Raw genomic sequence first — 16,762 nt, 5'->3', positions numbered from 1 at the left:
TTCTTGAGGGAGAATCAAACGCATTCGGATTTTTTTATTGGTAGGGTAAATATAGGTTTCGTATGTTTAGTTGCTTCTAGCTGTTGATTGAAGGGCAAGACGAAGGCTCCAGCGGGAAAAGCGGAACAGGTGAGACCCCGCAGGAGCGTACGCGACGGGGAGGCTCACCGTCGCCCGCGGAAAGCGAAGTCTGGCACGGAAATCAACAGCGGAAGCGGTGTCTCAAGCAATCCATACGAGTCCCTTTATTCCATTTGTTCGACTTTAAATTGGAATGATTTCGTTATGGCTTAATTTGTTTTTAATGAAGTTCACTCACATACTGATCAATCATCGCCTCTAAATCCTCTAGCGTTGTCTTACTTTTGTTGACAGACAGCTGCTTTAATGAATGAAGAGCACTATCAACAACAAACTTGCGGGGAGTCGACTGTTTAAACAGCTCTTCTTCAATAAAACTAATAAGCTCTGTGCATTTTTGGCGTTCGAATTCATCAGTAAATTGTTTGTGAACTTGTTTTTTTAAATCGATAAGTGCTGTAGAAATGTCCTGTTCTATTTGATTTTTAGTATTCGGGCAAGATGGAAGCCATTCTTTAATCGTTTGCGGATCGAGCAAAATGTCTCCTGAATTTGCTACTTCGTCTACAAGAGGAAGCAGGCGCTTAACGCTGTAGCTTATGATCTCATGCGGGTCAGTATTTGTGCCGTTAACCATAAAATTATAGTGAAAGTTGCGATGAAGCATGCCAAGAAACATAATTGCACAATCTAGCAGGTACGGTTTCTTTTCCTGTCCAAATAAATCAATGAACCGCTTGTAAACCCAGTTTACTTCAATAAACTGGGTTTTTTTTATGTATGCTTTTAAATCAGGATCATTGGAAACAAATACTTCTTCAAGTAATGTAAAAAATTTATGTTTATGGTGGTTTTTCATCTGTGCATCAATCTGTTTAACAAATACATCTACATCGGTCAGGCTTTTACCAACCAGCAGCTGATTGCGCTCTTGTTCAATTGTTGTATGAAGCCAGGTAAAAACAGCGATTAATAATTCATTTTTTGAAGAAAAATAGTTGTAGAATGTTCCTTTTGAAATGCCGCTATAATCAATGATGTCTTGAATAGATGTAGCTTGAAATCCTTTTTCAACGAAGAGATGGTGTGCATTTTTTACAACTTGCTGTTTTCGGTTATTCATTATTATCACCTAAATATAAAATTAGACTCATGGTCCAACTTTATGATACATGATTTAAAGCGTTTACACAAATGTTCTTTTCAAAAAAATGAACGATATCCCGACGATATATTGATATAAAAGGATTATAGGACTAAAAAAGTCGAGAAAATAAAGGACATGAACGCAAGATTTTTCGCTTGCATAAATTGAACTCACAGTATAATATACTCTATGTAGAACATGTGTCTAAAAAAATGAACTTAAAGTATAAGGAGGTACAATAATGAGTCAATCGATAAATCAAATGGAAAAGCCGCCTTATGGCATAATTGCTATTTTGTTAATTGGCGCTTTTATCTCATTGTTGAATGAAACGTTATTAAATGTGGCGCTGCCGTCTATTATGAAAGACTTAGATGTGACAACGTCAACGGTCCAGTGGCTTTCTACTGGTTATATGTTAGTGAATGGTATTATGATTCCAACTACCGCTTTTTTAATTCAGCGCTATTCTATCAGAGGCTTATTTTTAACGGCGATGACCTTATTTACAGCAGGAACAATACTTGCCGGTGCTTCACCCGTATTTTCGGTCTTGTTAACCGCTCGTATTATTCAAGCATCAGGCGCAGCCATTATGATGCCGCTGTTAATGAACGTATTGCTCACAAGTTTTCCATTAGAAAAACGCGGAGCTGCGATGGGGATTTTCGGTTTAGTTATGATTTTTGCTCCGGCAATTGGTCCTACATTATCAGGGTGGCTAATTGAACACTATGAGTGGAGAATGCTGTTCCACCTTGTTACGCCAATCGCGGCAATTGTATTAATAGGCGCTTTCTTCCTATTAAAAGACAAAAAAGAAAAAGTGGAAATCAATTTGGATTTCCTATCACTTGTGTTATCTACAATTGGATTTGGCGGACTTCTATACGGATTTAGCTCAGCAGGGGATAAAGGCTGGGATTCTGTGGAAGTATACGGCACCATTATCGTAGGAGCTGTGGCTCTGATTTTATTTATTACGCGTCAGTTCAAGCTTAAAACACCTATGCTTGAATTTCGCATTTTTAAATATCCAATGTTTGCTTTATCATCAACGATTTCGATGGTAATCACAATGGCATTATTCTCAGCCATGCTGCTAATGCCAATTTATGTTCAAACGGTACGAGGCATTTCTCCGCTTCATTCAGGATTACTAATGCTTCCAGGTGCGTTACTAATGGGTGTGATGTCACCGATTACCGGAAAATTATTTGATAAATTCGGAGCGCGTGCACTGGCTGTAACGGGTCTAACTATTACAGCCGTTACGACGTATTTCTTCAGTAACTTAGAGCTTGATACGACGTATGCAACGCTCATTACGCTTTACACGCTTCGTATGTTCGGGATGTCTATGGTGATGATGCCGGTTATGACAAACGGATTAAATCAGCTGCCGCAGCGCTTTAATCCGCATGGTACTGCCATGAACAATACGCTTCAACAAGTATCGGGAGCTATTGGTTCGGCTCTTTTAGTAACGGTGATGTCAAACCGTACAGCTACGCATGCAAAAGAGCTCGCTCAAGATGCAATGAGCGGAGCAGGAGCAGCTAATGCAACCGCAGCCGGGGCAGCTCAAATGAAAGAACAGATTGGGATGCAGGCAATGGTACAAGGGATTAACGATGCGTTTGCCGTTTCAGTAGTACTAGTGGTGGTTGCCTTAATTCTTTCATTGTTTATGAAACGCGCAACGCCGGCAAGTGAAGATGAAGTGATAAAGGAAAAGGCAGGACGCGAGCAGTTTGCTAAATAAAAAATAAATCCCCGCTGAGACAGCGGGGATTTATTTAGCTTGTATATCTAAAGCTTAAGCCCATTTTCTTTAATAATTTCCGGTAGCCGATGGACGTTTGATCAGCCATAATATGCGCTTCCATCTGCAGGTCTAAAGGCAAGTCTTCAGGTTTTTGGTTTTCAACCATTTCACGATCTTCGTCAAAGACGCGAAGGTTAAAGTCATATACACCTTCAACGGGAGAATCTTTGTCAAAGTTTCGAGCGATTGGTGCGAATAAACGTGTTTCGCGGGCTGAAATAGGAGAGACTGCATTCATAATCCACAGTTCTGCGCCTTCTGGGAAGTATACTTTTAGCGTAGCTGTAAACGGCGGATAAACATCAAAGACGCGAAGCCATTTAAAATCAGGTGGATTTAAATGCTGCTGTTCTTTGGAATAATTGCTCACGGTGCTCGTATATTCTACATGAAGCCCATAATCTGTATCGCTTACTTTATATTTAGGCACGAAGGCGTTGTTTCGATCGCCAAATGTGTCCGTGTGAACCCAAGCAAAATGAGCTACGTCTAAAAAGCCTTCCATTTGACGACCGGCTGAACCCATGATATCAAAGCTCGGACAAACAATTTGCTGAAAATCAGGGTCCTCCCACGCATCGAAGTAAGGCAGGTTATCTTGTTCTCCTGTCAGGGAAGTCCACACTAATCCAAATCGTTCAATAACTGGATAGACGGCCATGCACAGGCGGGGAGAAATGTTGGCGTCAGGGTGAGCTGGAATCGACGTGCATGCGCCGTCCGTTGCGTAGCGGAAGCCGTGGTAAGGACAGACAATTTCATCATCTTCCACCCAGCCCATGCTAAGCGGGGTGCCTCGGTGAACGCATAAATCACGAGCCGCTACAACTTTGTGTGTGGTACGGTATAGAACTAGATTTACATCTAGCAGTTTTACGGACGTTGGTTTCTCTGTTACATCACTGCAGCGTGCGACGGGGTACCAATACTTAGAGAGCGTCGTCCAATCTTCCAGGCTGAACGTGCAGTCTCTTGGGTAGGGAGTTGCCGTTTTCGATTTGGTCATGGTTGGTTGTTGTTCCATCTATTTTCTTCCCTTCTTTTGTAAGCTCTTTTACTAAGGGTAATATAAAAAAAGAAAATTCACACAATTTATGTAAGGAGTTCTAACATAAAATATGGAACTTTGTAGAAAGTGCGAATTTCAAAAGACGCAAATTAGAGAATATACCAATAAAAAAATTTAAAAAAGCGCTTCCTAAATAAATTTAAACGTGATATAATTTTCCAAGACGCTGGTGTAGCTCAGTAGGTAGAGCACTTGCATGGTAAGCAAGAGGTCGCAGGTTCGATCCCTGTCGCTAGCATACTAAAAAACCTTCTTTCTTGTTGAAAGAAGGTTTTTTTATTTGTGTTGGCTTTAAAATTATTCTCCGAATTATTCTTCCCCGCCTTGTGAAAACTTTAACAGTTTGATAGCCTTATTAGGAGGCTGTGAGAAAACATGTGTATCTTTTCCACTATGTCTTATGAACCATATTTAGAAATATTCTTAAAAGAATGTTTATTGCCTCTAAGTATTGGGTACACGAAACTGGGGGTTAAATTTCAACAGGGAGTGTGAACGATAATTTGATTACGTTTAAGAATGTGTCAAAGCAATATCCAGACGGTACGACCGCTGTGAAAAATATTAATCTAGAAATTAAAGAAGGGGAGTTTTTCGTTTTAATTGGTCCGAGTGGGTGTGGGAAAACAACCACCTTAAAAATGATTAACCGTCTTCATGATATTACCGAAGGAGAACTATACATAAAAGATAAGCTCGTATCGGACCACAACATACATAAGTTACGCTGGAACATTGGTTATGTCCTGCAGCAGATTGCTCTTTTTCCTCATATGACCATTGCTGAAAATATAGCCATTGTACCCGAGATGAAGCATTGGAAGAAAAATAAAATCAAAACGCGCATTGATGAACTGCTTACCTTGGTAGGACTAGACCCAAAGCAGTATCGAAACCGAAAGCCGTCTGAGCTCTCAGGTGGCCAGCAGCAACGTGTAGGTGTAGCACGTGCCCTCGCAGCCGATCCCCCCGTTATTTTAATGGACGAACCCTTTAGTGCCCTCGATCCGTTAAGCCGCGAACAGCTTCAGCAAGATGTTATTAGCTTAAAAGAAAAAATCAAAAAAACATTTGTGTTTGTTACGCATGATATGAGCGAAGCGATGACGCTTGGAGATCGTATCTGCCTGATGAAAGATGGGGAAATTGTTCAAGTTGGAACCCCGGAGGAATTCATTCAAAAGCCTAAAAATGAATTTGTAAAAACATTTATTGGAAATCAAGGCAATGCTTTATTTGAGACATTGGATATGTTTGTCAAAGAAAGTGAACAGCCAGACATAGAACCTACTGAAGAGCTAGCTTCAACCGCCACTGTTCAGCAGGCAATGGACGCCCTTTACGACCACGAAGCGATAGCCGTGAAAAAAGGGAGCAAACGCATTGGCGTTGTAACGCGCAAAACTCTATTAGCGTTTCTTTCTGATAAAACGAAAGAAGGAGGAACGCTGTAATGAATGCACTAAGCACATTATTAGATCAACGAGGAGATGCACTGTTTCAAGCTCTTCTTGAACACATTCAAATTTCAGTACTGGCTCTTGTTATCGCGGTATTAATTTCAGTGCCGCTCGGACTGTACTTAACGAGGCATGACCGCATTGCTGAACCGATCATTGGCGTAACAGCCGTACTGCAAACCATTCCTTCACTCGCTTTATTAGGATTACTGATTCCTCTTGTCGGAATTGGAACCTTTCCCGCGGTTATTGCACTGTTTTTATATTCGCTTCTTCCTATTGTACGAAATACATATACCGGAATTAAAGAAGTGGACCCATCTTTAATTGAAGCATCCAAAGCCATGGGGATGAACTCGTGGAGACGATTAATCAAAGTAGAACTTCCTCTAGCACTTCCTGTCATTATGGCCGGAATTCGCACAGCGATGGTACTCATCATTGGTACAGCGACAATCGTGGCTCTTATCGGAGCGGGCGGACTGGGAAGCTTAATTTTGCTTGGTATTGACCGAAGCGATAATAGTTTGATTTTATTAGGAGCCATTCCAGCAGCATTATTAGCGCTTATTTTTGATGGAATTCTGCGAACGATTGAACACTCAGCTAAAAAAGGGTCCAAAAAACGCTCGTTCAGTATGATCATCGTATTAATACTCATTCTTGTTTCTCCGTTTGCAGCGATGAGCGCAACAAAACCAGACCTTGTTATCGGAGGGAAAATTGGTGCAGAACAAGATATTTTAATTAATATGTACAAAGAATTAATTGAAGATCAAACCGATATGAAAGTAAATATGCGTTCGTCGCTTGGGAAAACGGTATTTGTATTTGAGGCTCTGCGTAACAAGGAAATTGATTTGTACCCTGAATATACGGGTACAGCCATTGTGACGCATCTAAAGGAACAGCCGGACAGCAAAGATGAAACACAGGTGTACAAGCAGGCAAAAGAAGGATTTCAAAAGAAATTCGGCCTTGTCTATTTAGATCCAATGAAGTTTAATAATACGTACACATTGACCGTGACAAAAGAGTTTGCCAAAGAAAATAATCTAACGACTATTTCAGATTTGGCAAATGCAACAGATAAAGTAAAAGCAGGATTTACGCTTGAGTTTAAAGATCGTGAAGACGGCTACGTAGGCATTCAAAAAGAATATGGCCTTACCTTCCCGAATATTAAAACGATGGAGCCGAAGCTTCGCTATCGCGCTGTAGAAAAAGGCGATATTAACATGCTTGATGCTTACGCAACGGATCCTGAAATCAAACAGTTTGGTTTGAAAGTCTTAAAAGACGATCAGCAGTTCTTCCCTCCGTATCAAGGAGCGCCTGTGCTTCGTGAAGATACGCTAAAAGAGCACCCTGAACTGAAAAAAATCTTAAATCAACTGGGCGGTAAAATCAGTGATGACGAAATGCGTGAAATGAACTATCAAGTAAATGCGAAAGGGAAAACGGCTGAAGAAGTTGCTCATCAATTCTTAGTGGAAAAAGGCTTAATTAAAGAGTAAAAACGAAGAAAAAAGGCTAGGACAACAGTATGTTAGTTCAAAGAAGATCCGAATGATGAATCGTTCGGATCTTTTCATTTTAGTTGTTTCTAGCAGTTGGGTGGAGGGCAAGGCGAAGCCTTGCATGGAAATCAACTGCGGTGCAAGAAGTGATCCATACTCGATCATTTACACCATTTGTTCGTCTTTAGATTGGCGTGATTTTGTTATGTCTCAATCTCTTTTTAATGTGAGAGAAGCGTTAATGAAAATGAGGTCTTATGAACAAGCTAAAAGTACCGAATTTGTTTTCTGATGGAAGGGAGGCGCCGTTATGAATTCATTTTTTACGTGTCATCCTGTACAACATTCCTTTCAGCTTTTTTCAGTTGAACATCTTGTAACTTTAGCCATTATCGTGATCATAGGAGCATTTATTTTTTTGTGTCGAAAGCAGCTGCGAAAAAAGAGGTTTGTGTTCGTTTTGCTTTCACTCGTTCTAATTGCTTCAGAAACAGCCTACCAGGCTTGGGAAATCGGATGCCATCAGTGGTCCGCTGAAATTTCCTTGCCTCTTCAGCTCAGTGATATAGTCGTGCTGCTGGCTGCTGTTATGCTGATAACCAAAAGCAGGTTTCTTTTTTATTTTGTGTACTTCGCAGGAATCAGCAGCTCTGTTCAAGCGATGATTACCCCAGACCTCGGGGGCTATGCGTATGCCCAGTTTCGCTATGTGCAGTTCTATGTATCGCATGGCGGTGTGGTACTTGCTTGCTGTACGCTAATTGCTGCCTGCAGATATGAGCCGACGTTTCGTTCTTTATGGGTAAGCGTAGTATTTGTTGATCTGTACGGGGGGGTTGTCTATGTCATGAATCGTTTACTCGGTGCGAATTATTTATACATGATGAAAAAGCCAGAGCACGCTTCCTTGCTGGATGTTCTTGGACCTCATCCTTGGTATTTAGTATGGATTGAAGGAATCATGATTCTTAGCTTTCTTGTCCTTTATCTACCGTTTTGGGTACATAAAAAAATTAAAGGTGATAAAAGCAAAGTCAATTTTATTGAAGCAGAATGATAATACTGGTAGTTTATAAGTGTAAACTAACTCGGATTTCCTGAAGGGAAAGGAAAGAATGACTGAACAAGCCGTGAGAGGCAAGCGTGAAAAATAGAAAAGAATAAAGTAAGCACAGACATCAGAAGGAGAGTATCAAAATGAAAACACTGGTTATTTTAGCGCATCCAAACTTAGCATCTTCTCGTATTAATAAAGCGTGGGCAGGGCGAGTAAAAAAAGAAGAGAATGTGTACGTTCATGATTTATACGCAAACTATCCCGATTTCAAAATTGATGTAGAAAAAGAGCAGGAGTTAGCTGTTCAATTCGATCGTATTGTTTTTCAATTTCCATTTTACTGGTACAGCTCACCAGCACTCTTAAAAGAGTGGCAAGATGTTGTCTTAACATACGGATGGGCTTATGGAAGCAAAGGTACTAAACTTCACGGAAAAGAGTTTATCGTAGCTACTTCAACAGGAGGCCCTGCAGAAGCTTATCAAGAAGGCGGCTACAACCGGTATCCAATGAATCATCTGCTTCTTCCGTTTCAAGCTACGGCAAATTTAACAGGCATGAAGTTCCAAACGCCATTTTTATTTCAAGGAGCAGGCGGTGAGCTGAGCGACAAAGACATTCAAGATAGTGCTGAAAGCTACGCTCAATTATTAAGACAATAAAAAAAAGCCGCGTTAACGCGGCTTTTTAATTTACATTTGTTCGTGAAAAAGAAGTAAGCAGCTTTTGAGGAGCGATATCTAATCCTTCAATTAGTAATCCTGTCATAGCAGTTAGACTCCCGACTTCAAATGATTCACCGGCTCTCCAAAATGCGGATTCACCTTGTTTAATATAAATTTTCAGTCCGTTATCGCCAGCTACCCAGCCTTCCCCGTGAACGACTAATAGAAGCTGTGGAATCGTAGCTTCTTGACGGGGTGTATAATCATTTTCTTGAAAAGATAAAAAGCTAATTTTGACATCTCCAGTATGAGAAAGCAATGGGTTTACTTTATAGGTAGAATGAAGAAAGGAACGCTCTTCTTCAGATTGAAAACCATATAATTTCATACGTTCATCTCCTTGAATAAAAAATATAAAAAAGAAGTCCTTCTCCTTTCATATACGCATGTAATAGAAAAAATAGAACTCGAAAGAAATAGCTGTTTCCTGGAAAATGGCTTCATTTTTTGTCGAAGCTCAAATTTTTTTGAAGGATAGGAAGGAAAAACAGAAGTTTTTTTGAATAGTATAAAAAAAGGTGTCCGCTAATGGACACCTTTTCCTAATTTAAAAATGACTGTAACGCTTGTTTGTTTTCTTCAAGGTCGATGCTTAAAACAGCACCAATACCGGATACTCGTTCATTTGAATAGGAACCTTCGACCGGTAAACGAAGAGATTTTAAATCTGGCTGATTTCCAACTAAGAAATCTTTTCCTATCACGATAAATGTTTTTGGCGGAATGTTTGTATCCACATATGGATCAATGACGCCCCATAGCTTAGGAGCTTTCGCCAGCGTCTTTACTTGAAGAGCTTCATCCATTAATTTACCAATAACTTCTTGTTGACGCTTCACGCGCCCGAAATCACTTTGGCTATCGTGTCGGAATCGCACATATCCTAGTAATTTATCTCCGTGAAGAGTTTGTTTTCCAGGTTTTAGCGTCATTCCAATTCCTGATGACATTTCGTGTGGCACGGTAACCGTAATTCCCTCAGGGGCAATGGTATCGGCAACTTTAGAAAAACCTTTAAAATCAACAACGGCATAATAGTTTACATCTACGCCGAAATTTTCTTTAATTGTCTTACGCATTAATTCGGGCCCGCCAAATGCATAGGCTGAATTTAATTTGTTTTTGCCATGTCCGGGAATATCCACATATGAATCACGCATCAAAGAAACAATTTTAGGCTGATTGCTGTCTTTGTCATAATGAGCAATCATGATTGTATCGGCACGCGAATGTTCTTCACCTCGAGAGTCAATTCCAAGAAGCAGCACATTCATGCTATCTAAATTGGCACTTGCACCATTAAAATCAAACTGTCCATCTTTCCCAAAAGCTCCGTCTGCTTCTGCTAACCCTTGTTGGTATTGATAATACACATACGCACCAGCGGCGATTACAAGAATGAGAAAGAAAAGAAGTAGCTTACTAAAGCGTTTCTTTTTTCTTTGCTTTTTTCTTTTATGTTGTTTACGTTCTGTACGTTCTTCCAAATGTCTCACCATCGCATTCAAAAATATTAATACTTTTTTGTTTGAAACCAATTATGCAAAAAATTATAAAACGACATAATAAAATTAACACTAAGGAATTAGATTAGCAAGTACGTTCACTAGTAAATCTGCGAAGACAGCTAAAATAAGAGAAGGGTACAAATAGAAGAAAGAGGAAATAAAGGTTATTTTTTTCAAGGATATTTGTTATAATCTATCATAGTTAGGGAAAAAGTTCTGTCTTTTAAGAATGGAATAAGAGGAAAGTCTCTGTGTGCGGAGAATCAAATATAGGTCTAAATGTAGGAAAAAGGAGTGAAGCGAATGAGTATATATGTGTCATCTTCGAACCTTGTGCTGATTCCAGAAGCGGCGTTAAGTCATTGGAAACCTTATGGCGCGGGGGAATTGACCGGAGCTATTATTTCAGGTAAAGATAGTGCTGAAATAATTAAAGAGCTTAATCAATCGTCTATTCTGCCTTTTACAAGTTTTTTCTATCGAAAGCATTTTGTTATTCTGTTTGATAAAGAACAAGTGAAAAATCATTTTGAACAGCTGCTTTTATTATATAGATCTCAGGGCTATGTTTTTTATTCTTCTACTTTATATGATGATCACTGGTCCCAGGTCCTTGAAGGAACGAAGCAGCTGCTAACGGTAAATGGACAAGTGGTGCCGGTGCTTGAGCTTGAACAAAACGGTGAATTTGATGTTGTGCGTGATGAAGGCGGTCTGCACATTGTTATAGATGATGACGAAGACGAAGAGAAGCAGCTAGAAAAAAAAGTTCATGAGCTTCCGCTTGAAGAAGGTACCTATTTTATTGGCGATCCGGGATTTGTTGAAAACCGAGACATGCTGGTAAAAGAATATTTTCCTAAAGGTACGTACGAATTTGTTTATAGATACGGAGAAAATGGCTGGCTGATGAAAGTAAGTATTCAGCGAAAAGCGATTAAAGAGCAGCTTACTACTCTTCACGCGGCTTTGTCTTAACCTCTATTCATTGTACAATATTGCTAAATAACTATGTTATAATAGTAATATTGCACAATGAAAGGGGTTTTTTTAATGGAAGCACGTTTACAAAAAGTCGTATCGTGGCTAAAAGAAAAGAATGTAGAAACGGCCTTTATTTCGTCAACCGAAAACGTATTTTATTTAACTGGATTTCACACGGATCCGCATGAGCGTTTGCTTGGCTTATTTGTGTTTAATGAAGCGGAGCCGATGCTTGTTTGTCCATCAATGGAAGTGGGACAAGCAAAAGAAGCCGGCTGGAAGTTTGATGTGATTGGATATGAAGACCATCAAAATCCTTGGGAACTTATTAAAGAAGCTTTACATAAACGAAACGTAATAGATGTGAAAAAGGTTGCTGTAGAGAAGGAGCAGCTGCTGTATGCGAGAGCCGAAGAACTGCTTAGCCTATATCCAAATGCTGAGCTAGTCGGAGCAGAAGAGAAACTAAATCAGCTGCGTTTAATTAAAGATGAGCGTGAAGTTGAGATTCTGCAAAAGGCAGCTGCATTAGCTGATTTTGGTGTAGAAGTAGGCGTAGCTGCTTTAAAAGAAGGCGTTACGGAAATGGATGTTCTGGCTAAAATTGAATACGAGCTAAAGCGCAAAGGAATTCGTGAGATGTCGTTTTCAACGATGGTTTTATTTGGTGAAAAAACGGGAGAAGCGCACGGGAACCCGGGTCTTCGCACGTTAAAGCCAGGGGATATGGTTCTGTTCGATTTAGGTGTAGTACTAGATGGATACTGTTCAGATATTACGCGTACAGTAGCTTACAAGTCGATTAATGATAAGCAAAAAGAAATCTATGAAACGGTACAGCGCGCCGAGCAGGCAGCTCTTGAAGCTTCCAAGCCCGGCACTCGCATTGGCGACTTGGACATGGTAGCACGCAATATTATTACAGAAGCAGGGTATGGAGAGTATTTCTTGCATCGTCTTGGTCATGGTCTTGGTATCAGCGTGCATGAGTTTCCTTCAATGAGCCGCAACAATGATGATGTGCTTCAAGAAGGCATGGTATATACAATTGAACCGGGTATCTATATTCCAGAACTCGGAGGCGTGCGAATTGAAGATGATGTAATCATTACAAAAAATGGATACGAAACGTTAACGAAGTACCCAAAAGAATTACAAATTATTTCATAATAATGTCATAAAAAATAGAGGCTGCCATGGTGCAGGCTCTATTTTTTATGAGAAAAGAAAAAATTGGTTAAGGTTTCTTGTTTGCTTCTTGATACAATTCCATAGTATGTTACGAAACGATAACATTTCTATCACATTTTCTAAAAACTATATCGTAAGCGAGTGCAGTAGTATATGCTGTACAGTAGGGAGCTTTTTAAGGTCGCAAGCAAGGAGGTTTTTTATGAGTAATTTTACAAAAGATGAAGAATTAATTATACATAAAGCAATAGATGTATTTGGTCAAAAGGATCGAATTGAAGATTATTCAGATGAACGAAAAAAGCATGGTATTCACGTTGTGGCGTGTGAAAATCATCCGCGTCAAGACGTAACCGCGTATGCAACGCTCGGTGGACATCAATGTCCGACAGGCTATACAGTTGGAGGGATCCCGCTTCGAATTGAAATCGTTGGGGCTTGTCATGAGGAATTCGGTATTTATTCTGCTATTTTAGCAAACTGTATTTTCCATATGATGAAATCTCATGTGTCCATCTTCCCAGGAGCTATTTATAAAGACGTTATTGCAGTCCTTGATGACAGCTTTCATATGCAGCACATTTTGCTGATTCCGCCGTTCTTATGGGATAATTTTTCAACGATTGAACTATCTGATAAAAAAGTAACGTTCCTGCAGGCCGTTCCGATTTCAGAAAATGAACGTGCTTTTGCACTTGAGTACGGAGTAGATTCGTTGCTAAGCCGCTTTGATGCTGAGCAGGTTAATGTCTTCAATTTAGAAAGAAGATCTGTTGTATAAACAAAAAGAGCGCCGACTGAGACGCTCTTTTTTGTTATTGATTAGTAGGTCAATTCTTTTTGCGGTATAGCTTTGTTATGACTCGTTTGGTAGCTGTGAAGCACCATGCCTGCTACGATAACTCCCATTCCGACCCAAGAAAGAATCGATGGCAAAGGACTTGATAGAAGGAAGACCTCTCCTAGCAGGGCAAATAAAACTTCCATCGATTGTGTAGCTTCAACTGCACCTAACTTTTGAGAATCTTTTTTAACAAGGTCGGTTGCCGCAAAAAATAAAACCGTTGCACATACGCCTGAAAGTAAAGCAACTAAACTGCTTTGATAAATCTGAGTTGTTTTTGGTAGTCCATCGGTCACGTAGGCATAGACAGAAAGAATAATCCAAAACGGCAGGCTTGAAAGCGTCATTCCAAGCACGCGCTGAAACGTATTAAGTGACGACACCTCCATCATTTTACGATTGCCAAGCGGGTACGCAAAAGAGGCAATCAAAATGGGAATGGTACAAAGCAAGGCAGTAGCGGCCGACAGTTCAGTCGCATGCTCAAGCTGCATGAGCACAACTCCTATTAAAATAATAAACGAAAAACCTAGCTGCTTGAAAGGAATGCCTCCTCGCCGTTTTCCTTCCTTGTAAAACAAAGGAGCTAGGAGAGACCCCGATAAAATTGTGATTTGCCAAGTGCCTGCAATAAGCCAGCCGGGACCGTAGGCTGAAGCAAAACAAAGAGGAGCGTAAAAAAAGCCAAATCCAACCGTGCTCCAAAGCAGCCATTTTTGCGGATGGGCTTTTATTTCTGCCACCACAGGTTTAATACCACCCCAAAAATAAACAAGCACAAGCAAAAGAGGTACCATAAAAAAATAGCGCAGCGATGCGCTCCACGCCCAGCTGCCTCCGGATAAATCCATCGCTCGATTTAAAACGAATGTAAAAGCAAAAAAGAATGATGCAGCAATGCCTAATAAAAGAGGCTTCACTTGGATTCCTCCTCACTTGTCAGCGCTTCACCTAGTGTCAGCCAGTTCGTTTCGACAAGCTGCGATGTCAGTGCGGCCTCTTTTTGACGGCAAGCGTTTATGATTTCTTTGTGCTGATCAACCGAAGCAAGGCTAGCAAGAGAAGAAAAACGAGCGATTTCCAGACGCTGAATTTTGGCGCTTGTTTGTTTTACAACACGTTCTAGCTCTATATTGTTCGCCCGTTTTAAAAAGACGGAATGAAATGCTTCATCCGCTTCAATCGCTTTAAGGACATGTCTTGTTTTGATTGCATGTTCTAGAGATTGATTGTTTTTGATTAGTTCGCCCATATCTTCTTCTTGTAACGAAGTACAAGCCAGCTTAGCAGCAAGTGCATGAAGAGCTGCGACGACAATAAAAGATTGTTTTGCCTCCTCAAGGTTTAATGGAGCCACTTTTGTAGAAGAGCCAGGTGTCGTTTGGACAAGGCCTTCATCTTCAAGCCTTTTTAATGCTTCTCGAACAGGAGTGCGGCTAACTCCAAATTGCTCAGCCAGTTCTTTATCCTGAAGCTTTTGTTCCGGCTGAAATTCAAGCATAACAATATTGTGTTTAAGTGTTTGATAGACTTCTTCCCTTAAAGAAAGTCGTTTGAGAGGTTGAATGTTATTTTTCATAAAACCAATATATCGCATATTACATTAAATAACAATATGAAAACTAAAAAAACTTCGTCTAAAAAGCAGACAGCTGCTTTTTAGATGAAGTGCTTAATTACTGCTGCGCAAAGATTTAGATAAAATGCTCGCAATCGCTTTGCTGTGCTCAACCTGCGTTTTTTTGGACTCTTTTCGTTCAAGAGCTACTTTTTGAAGACTTTTTTCTTCTTCAGTTTGAGCAATAACTTGAGGAACGGGGGCAGGTTTCCCGTTTTCTAATGCAACAAAGGTGAGAAAAGAAGTAGCTGCAATACGCTTAATGCCCGTTAGCAAATTTTCGGCAATCACTTTAACAAAAATAATCATAGAGCTTTTTCCTGTGACAACAACGAATGCTTCATATGAAATAAAATCTTCTTCGGTGACGGGTTCGATAAAGTCAACATGATCAATGGAAGCTGTAACACACGACTTTCGGGAATGTTTAGCCGCCGAAAGAGAAGCCGTCATGTCCATGTCAGCGACAATTTTTCCACCAAAAAGGGTGTGGTGATTGTTTAGGTCATTTGGAAAAATGTGCTGTGATTTGACTACTCGTGAGACGCTGCAAAGTACTGCTTTTTCACTCATTGAAAACACTCCTTCAAACTGTTTATATGGTTTAATGTATGTTGACTACTTGTTCTTATGTATACAAGTTATAGAAAGCCCTTTCGTAAAAAGCTCTTCAAAAGCTTCCATATGGTAAAATAGAACAAATACGAAAGAGAGGATGAGAACATGAACTTAACTCAATTTTCTAGAAGAAAATATACGGATTATCCTACACCTTTAGAAAAGCTATCGGTTTTATCTCAGCAGTTAAATGGACCTTCAATTTATATGAAGCGCGATGATATGCTTGGACTGACAGGGGGCGGAAATAAGACGCGTAAGCTTGAATATTTAGTAGCTGATGCAAAGGCGCAAGGAGCAGACGTGCTTGTAACGTGCGGTGCGATACAATCCAATCACTGTCGTTTGACGCTCGCTGCGGCTGTAAAAGAACAAATGAAATGCGTGCTCATATTGGAAGAAGGTGAAAATAAAGCAAGCGATCAGCCGACAGGAAACTATTTTCTTTATCATTTATTAGGCGCTCATGACATGCGGTTTGTCGCTGAAGGTTTGGATTTGACAGCGGAAATGAAAAAAGTAGAGCGAGAGCTAATTGAAAAAGGTCATAAGCCATATTTAATTCCAGTAGGAGGTTCGAATGTTATCGGTGCAACCGGATACGCTGCCTGTGCACAAGAGTTGCTTATGCAAAGTTATGAGCAGCAAATAAAGCTTAGCCACGTGGTTTGCACAAGCGGCAGCGGGGGTATGCATGCAGGATTAGTGGCAGGCTTTCAAGGTCTTCAAAGTGACGTGTCTGTTATTGGAATGAATGTCAGTCGTGCTAAAGAAGAACAAGAAATGAAAGTTGCCAAGCTGACGAGTGAACTTTATGATCATTTACATAGTAAAACGCCTTTTAAAAAAGAAGAGATTGTGTGTATGGATGAATGTGTAGGTCCAGGGTATGCTGTTCCGACAGAAGAGATGGTGGAAGTAGTCAAACTTGTGGCCAGTACGGAAGGGATTTTATTGGATCCTGTGTATACGGGAAAAGCCATGGCTGGTCTAATTGATTTAATTCGAAAAGGTTATTTTAAAAAAGATGAAAATGTGGTGTTTATCCACTCAGGAGGTTCACCGGCTCTTTATGCCTATACATCAATTTTTTCATAAAAAAGCAAGGGATT

Annotated in this window: 17 protein-coding genes, 1 tRNA gene and 1 pseudogene; 12 read left to right on the top strand and 7 right to left on the bottom strand. The window is 40.2% G+C overall.

The genetic code is table 11. The features are described from left to right. Positions 1 to 83: 83 nt before the first annotated feature. A pseudogene (locus tag LIS78_RS31720) lies at positions 84 to 268 on the top strand (hypothetical protein). A gap of 33 nt (positions 269 to 301) precedes the next feature. Here the strand turns inward: LIS78_RS31720 and LIS78_RS20055 are convergent. After that, positions 302 to 1,204 carry a TetR/AcrR family transcriptional regulator gene (locus tag LIS78_RS20055; protein ID WP_209150571.1) on the bottom strand — a complete coding sequence of 301 codons (903 nt, stop codon included), beginning with the start codon at positions 1,202 to 1,204 and terminating at the stop codon, positions 302 to 304. A 265-nt stretch (positions 1,205 to 1,469) separates the two neighbouring features. Here LIS78_RS20055 and LIS78_RS20050 point away from each other — a divergent pair, with 265 nt between their 5' ends. Continuing rightward, positions 1,470 to 2,993: a DHA2 family efflux MFS transporter permease subunit gene (locus LIS78_RS20050; protein WP_195782138.1), complete on the top strand. Its 1,524-nt coding sequence runs from the start codon at positions 1,470 to 1,472 to the stop codon at positions 2,991 to 2,993. A 34-nt stretch (positions 2,994 to 3,027) separates the two neighbouring features. Here the strand turns inward: LIS78_RS20050 and LIS78_RS20045 are convergent, their stop codons facing one another. Next, a complete protein-coding gene (locus LIS78_RS20045) occupies positions 3,028 to 4,080 on the bottom strand; it encodes a Rieske 2Fe-2S domain-containing protein (protein WP_209150569.1) in 1,053 nt (350 codons plus the stop codon). A 210-nt stretch (positions 4,081 to 4,290) separates the two neighbouring features. Here LIS78_RS20045 and LIS78_RS20040 point away from each other — a divergent pair. From LIS78_RS20040 to LIS78_RS20015, 6 genes are all read left to right on the top strand, one after another. After that, a tRNA-Thr gene (locus LIS78_RS20040) sits at positions 4,291 to 4,363 on the top strand. Between the two features lie 265 nt (positions 4,364 to 4,628). Continuing rightward, positions 4,629 to 5,579, top strand: a complete 951-nt coding sequence (locus LIS78_RS20035) for an ABC transporter ATP-binding protein (protein ID WP_209150567.1) — start codon at positions 4,629 to 4,631, stop codon at positions 5,577 to 5,579. Further along, the gene (locus LIS78_RS20030; RefSeq protein WP_252284256.1) at positions 5,579 to 7,102 is read left to right on the top strand and encodes an ABC transporter permease/substrate-binding protein; all 1,524 of its coding nucleotides are present in this window, start codon (positions 5,579 to 5,581) and stop codon (positions 7,100 to 7,102) included. The genes LIS78_RS20035 and LIS78_RS20030 overlap by 1 nt, the downstream gene beginning before the upstream one ends. Before the next feature lie 55 nt (positions 7,103 to 7,157). Then, entirely contained in the window at positions 7,158 to 7,397 is a 240-nt protein-coding gene (locus tag LIS78_RS20025; RefSeq protein ID WP_252284255.1) for a hypothetical protein, read from the top strand. Between the two features lie 18 nt (positions 7,398 to 7,415). Further along, positions 7,416 to 8,162, top strand: coding sequence for a YwaF family protein (locus LIS78_RS20020; protein WP_195782142.1), 747 nt, complete (start codon positions 7,416 to 7,418; stop codon positions 8,160 to 8,162). A gap of 140 nt (positions 8,163 to 8,302) precedes the next feature. Then, positions 8,303 to 8,824: an NAD(P)H-dependent oxidoreductase gene (locus LIS78_RS20015; RefSeq protein WP_209150564.1), complete on the top strand. Its 522-nt coding sequence runs from the start codon at positions 8,303 to 8,305 to the stop codon at positions 8,822 to 8,824. Positions 8,825 to 8,849: 25 nt separating this feature from the next. Here LIS78_RS20015 and LIS78_RS20010 read toward each other — a convergent pair whose 3' ends face one another. Beyond that, entirely contained in the window at positions 8,850 to 9,215 is a 366-nt protein-coding gene (locus LIS78_RS20010; RefSeq protein ID WP_014458652.1) for a hypothetical protein, read from the bottom strand. Between the two features lie 214 nt (positions 9,216 to 9,429). Further along, positions 9,430 to 10,386 carry an LCP family protein gene (locus tag LIS78_RS20005; RefSeq protein WP_491723626.1) on the bottom strand — a complete coding sequence of 319 codons (957 nt, stop codon included), beginning with the start codon at positions 10,384 to 10,386 and terminating at the stop codon, positions 9,430 to 9,432. 312 nt (positions 10,387 to 10,698) lie between these two features. On the opposite strand from LIS78_RS20005, the gene LIS78_RS20000 reads away from it, so the two are divergent. The 3 genes from LIS78_RS20000 (at position 10,699) to LIS78_RS19990 (ending at position 13,351) form a co-directional block, all read left to right on the top strand. Beyond that, positions 10,699 to 11,373: a hypothetical protein gene (locus tag LIS78_RS20000; protein ID WP_195782144.1), complete on the top strand. Its 675-nt coding sequence runs from the start codon at positions 10,699 to 10,701 to the stop codon at positions 11,371 to 11,373. A gap of 75 nt (positions 11,374 to 11,448) precedes the next feature. Next, the gene (locus tag LIS78_RS19995) at positions 11,449 to 12,549 is read left to right on the top strand and encodes a M24 family metallopeptidase (protein WP_209150560.1); all 1,101 of its coding nucleotides are present in this window, start codon (positions 11,449 to 11,451) and stop codon (positions 12,547 to 12,549) included. 223 nt (positions 12,550 to 12,772) lie between these two features. Further along, on the top strand, positions 12,773 to 13,351 hold the full coding sequence (locus tag LIS78_RS19990) for a suppressor of fused domain protein (protein ID WP_013084584.1): 579 nt from the start codon (positions 12,773 to 12,775) through the stop codon (positions 13,349 to 13,351). Between the two features lie 41 nt (positions 13,352 to 13,392). Here LIS78_RS19990 and LIS78_RS19985 read toward each other — a convergent pair whose 3' ends face one another. The 3 genes from LIS78_RS19985 to LIS78_RS19975 all read right to left on the bottom strand — a co-directional run bounded on the left by LIS78_RS19985 (position 13,393) and on the right by LIS78_RS19975 (position 15,605). Next, on the bottom strand, positions 13,393 to 14,334 hold the full coding sequence (locus LIS78_RS19985) for a DMT family transporter (RefSeq protein ID WP_195782146.1): 942 nt from the start codon (positions 14,332 to 14,334) through the stop codon (positions 13,393 to 13,395). Further along, positions 14,331 to 15,011, bottom strand: a complete 681-nt coding sequence (locus LIS78_RS19980) for a GntR family transcriptional regulator (RefSeq protein ID WP_195782147.1) — start codon at positions 15,009 to 15,011, stop codon at positions 14,331 to 14,333. The genes LIS78_RS19985 and LIS78_RS19980 overlap by 4 nt, the downstream gene beginning before the upstream one ends. 75 nt (positions 15,012 to 15,086) lie before the next feature. Continuing rightward, positions 15,087 to 15,605: an acyl-CoA thioesterase gene (locus LIS78_RS19975; protein WP_013058600.1), complete on the bottom strand. Its 519-nt coding sequence runs from the start codon at positions 15,603 to 15,605 to the stop codon at positions 15,087 to 15,089. 150 nt (positions 15,606 to 15,755) lie between these two features. Here LIS78_RS19975 and cuyA point away from each other — a divergent pair, with 150 nt between their 5' ends. After that, positions 15,756 to 16,748, top strand: a complete 993-nt coding sequence (gene cuyA / locus LIS78_RS19970) for a D-cysteate sulfo-lyase (protein WP_209150558.1) — start codon at positions 15,756 to 15,758, stop codon at positions 16,746 to 16,748. The last annotated feature ends 14 nt before the right edge of the window (positions 16,749 to 16,762 follow it).

This window comes from Priestia megaterium (assembly GCF_023824195.1).
GTDB lineage: Bacteria > Bacillota > Bacilli > Bacillales > Bacillaceae_H > Priestia > Priestia megaterium_D.
Note: the sequence above shows the minus strand (reverse complement) of the source record. Positions and strands in the feature narration are given on the sequence as shown.

Coding starts and splice junctions, on each gene's coding strand:
- LIS78_RS20055 (WP_209150571.1), bottom strand. CDS start 1,204: ATGAATAACCGAAAACAGCAAGTTGTAAAAAATGCACACCATCTCTTC.
- LIS78_RS20050 (WP_195782138.1), top strand. CDS start 1,470: ATGAGTCAATCGATAAATCAAATGGAAAAGCCGCCTTATGGCATAATT.
- LIS78_RS20045 (WP_209150569.1), bottom strand. CDS start 4,080: ATGGAACAACAACCAACCATGACCAAATCGAAAACGGCAACTCCCTAC.
- LIS78_RS20030 (WP_252284256.1), top strand. CDS start 5,579: ATGAATGCACTAAGCACATTATTAGATCAACGAGGAGATGCACTGTTT.
- LIS78_RS20025 (WP_252284255.1), top strand. CDS start 7,158: ATGAATCGTTCGGATCTTTTCATTTTAGTTGTTTCTAGCAGTTGGGTG.
- LIS78_RS20020 (WP_195782142.1), top strand. CDS start 7,416: ATGAATTCATTTTTTACGTGTCATCCTGTACAACATTCCTTTCAGCTT.
- LIS78_RS20015 (WP_209150564.1), top strand. CDS start 8,303: ATGAAAACACTGGTTATTTTAGCGCATCCAAACTTAGCATCTTCTCGT.
- LIS78_RS20010 (WP_014458652.1), bottom strand. CDS start 9,215: ATGAAATTATATGGTTTTCAATCTGAAGAAGAGCGTTCCTTTCTTCAT.
- LIS78_RS20005 (WP_491723626.1), bottom strand. CDS start 10,386: ATGGTGAGACATTTGGAAGAACGTACAGAACGTAAACAACATAAAAGA.
- LIS78_RS20000 (WP_195782144.1), top strand. CDS start 10,699: ATGAGTATATATGTGTCATCTTCGAACCTTGTGCTGATTCCAGAAGCG.
- LIS78_RS19995 (WP_209150560.1), top strand. CDS start 11,449: ATGGAAGCACGTTTACAAAAAGTCGTATCGTGGCTAAAAGAAAAGAAT.
- LIS78_RS19990 (WP_013084584.1), top strand. CDS start 12,773: ATGAGTAATTTTACAAAAGATGAAGAATTAATTATACATAAAGCAATA.
- LIS78_RS19980 (WP_195782147.1), bottom strand. CDS start 15,011: ATGCGATATATTGGTTTTATGAAAAATAACATTCAACCTCTCAAACGA.
- LIS78_RS19975 (WP_013058600.1), bottom strand. CDS start 15,605: ATGAGTGAAAAAGCAGTACTTTGCAGCGTCTCACGAGTAGTCAAATCA.
- cuyA (WP_209150558.1), top strand. CDS start 15,756: ATGAACTTAACTCAATTTTCTAGAAGAAAATATACGGATTATCCTACA.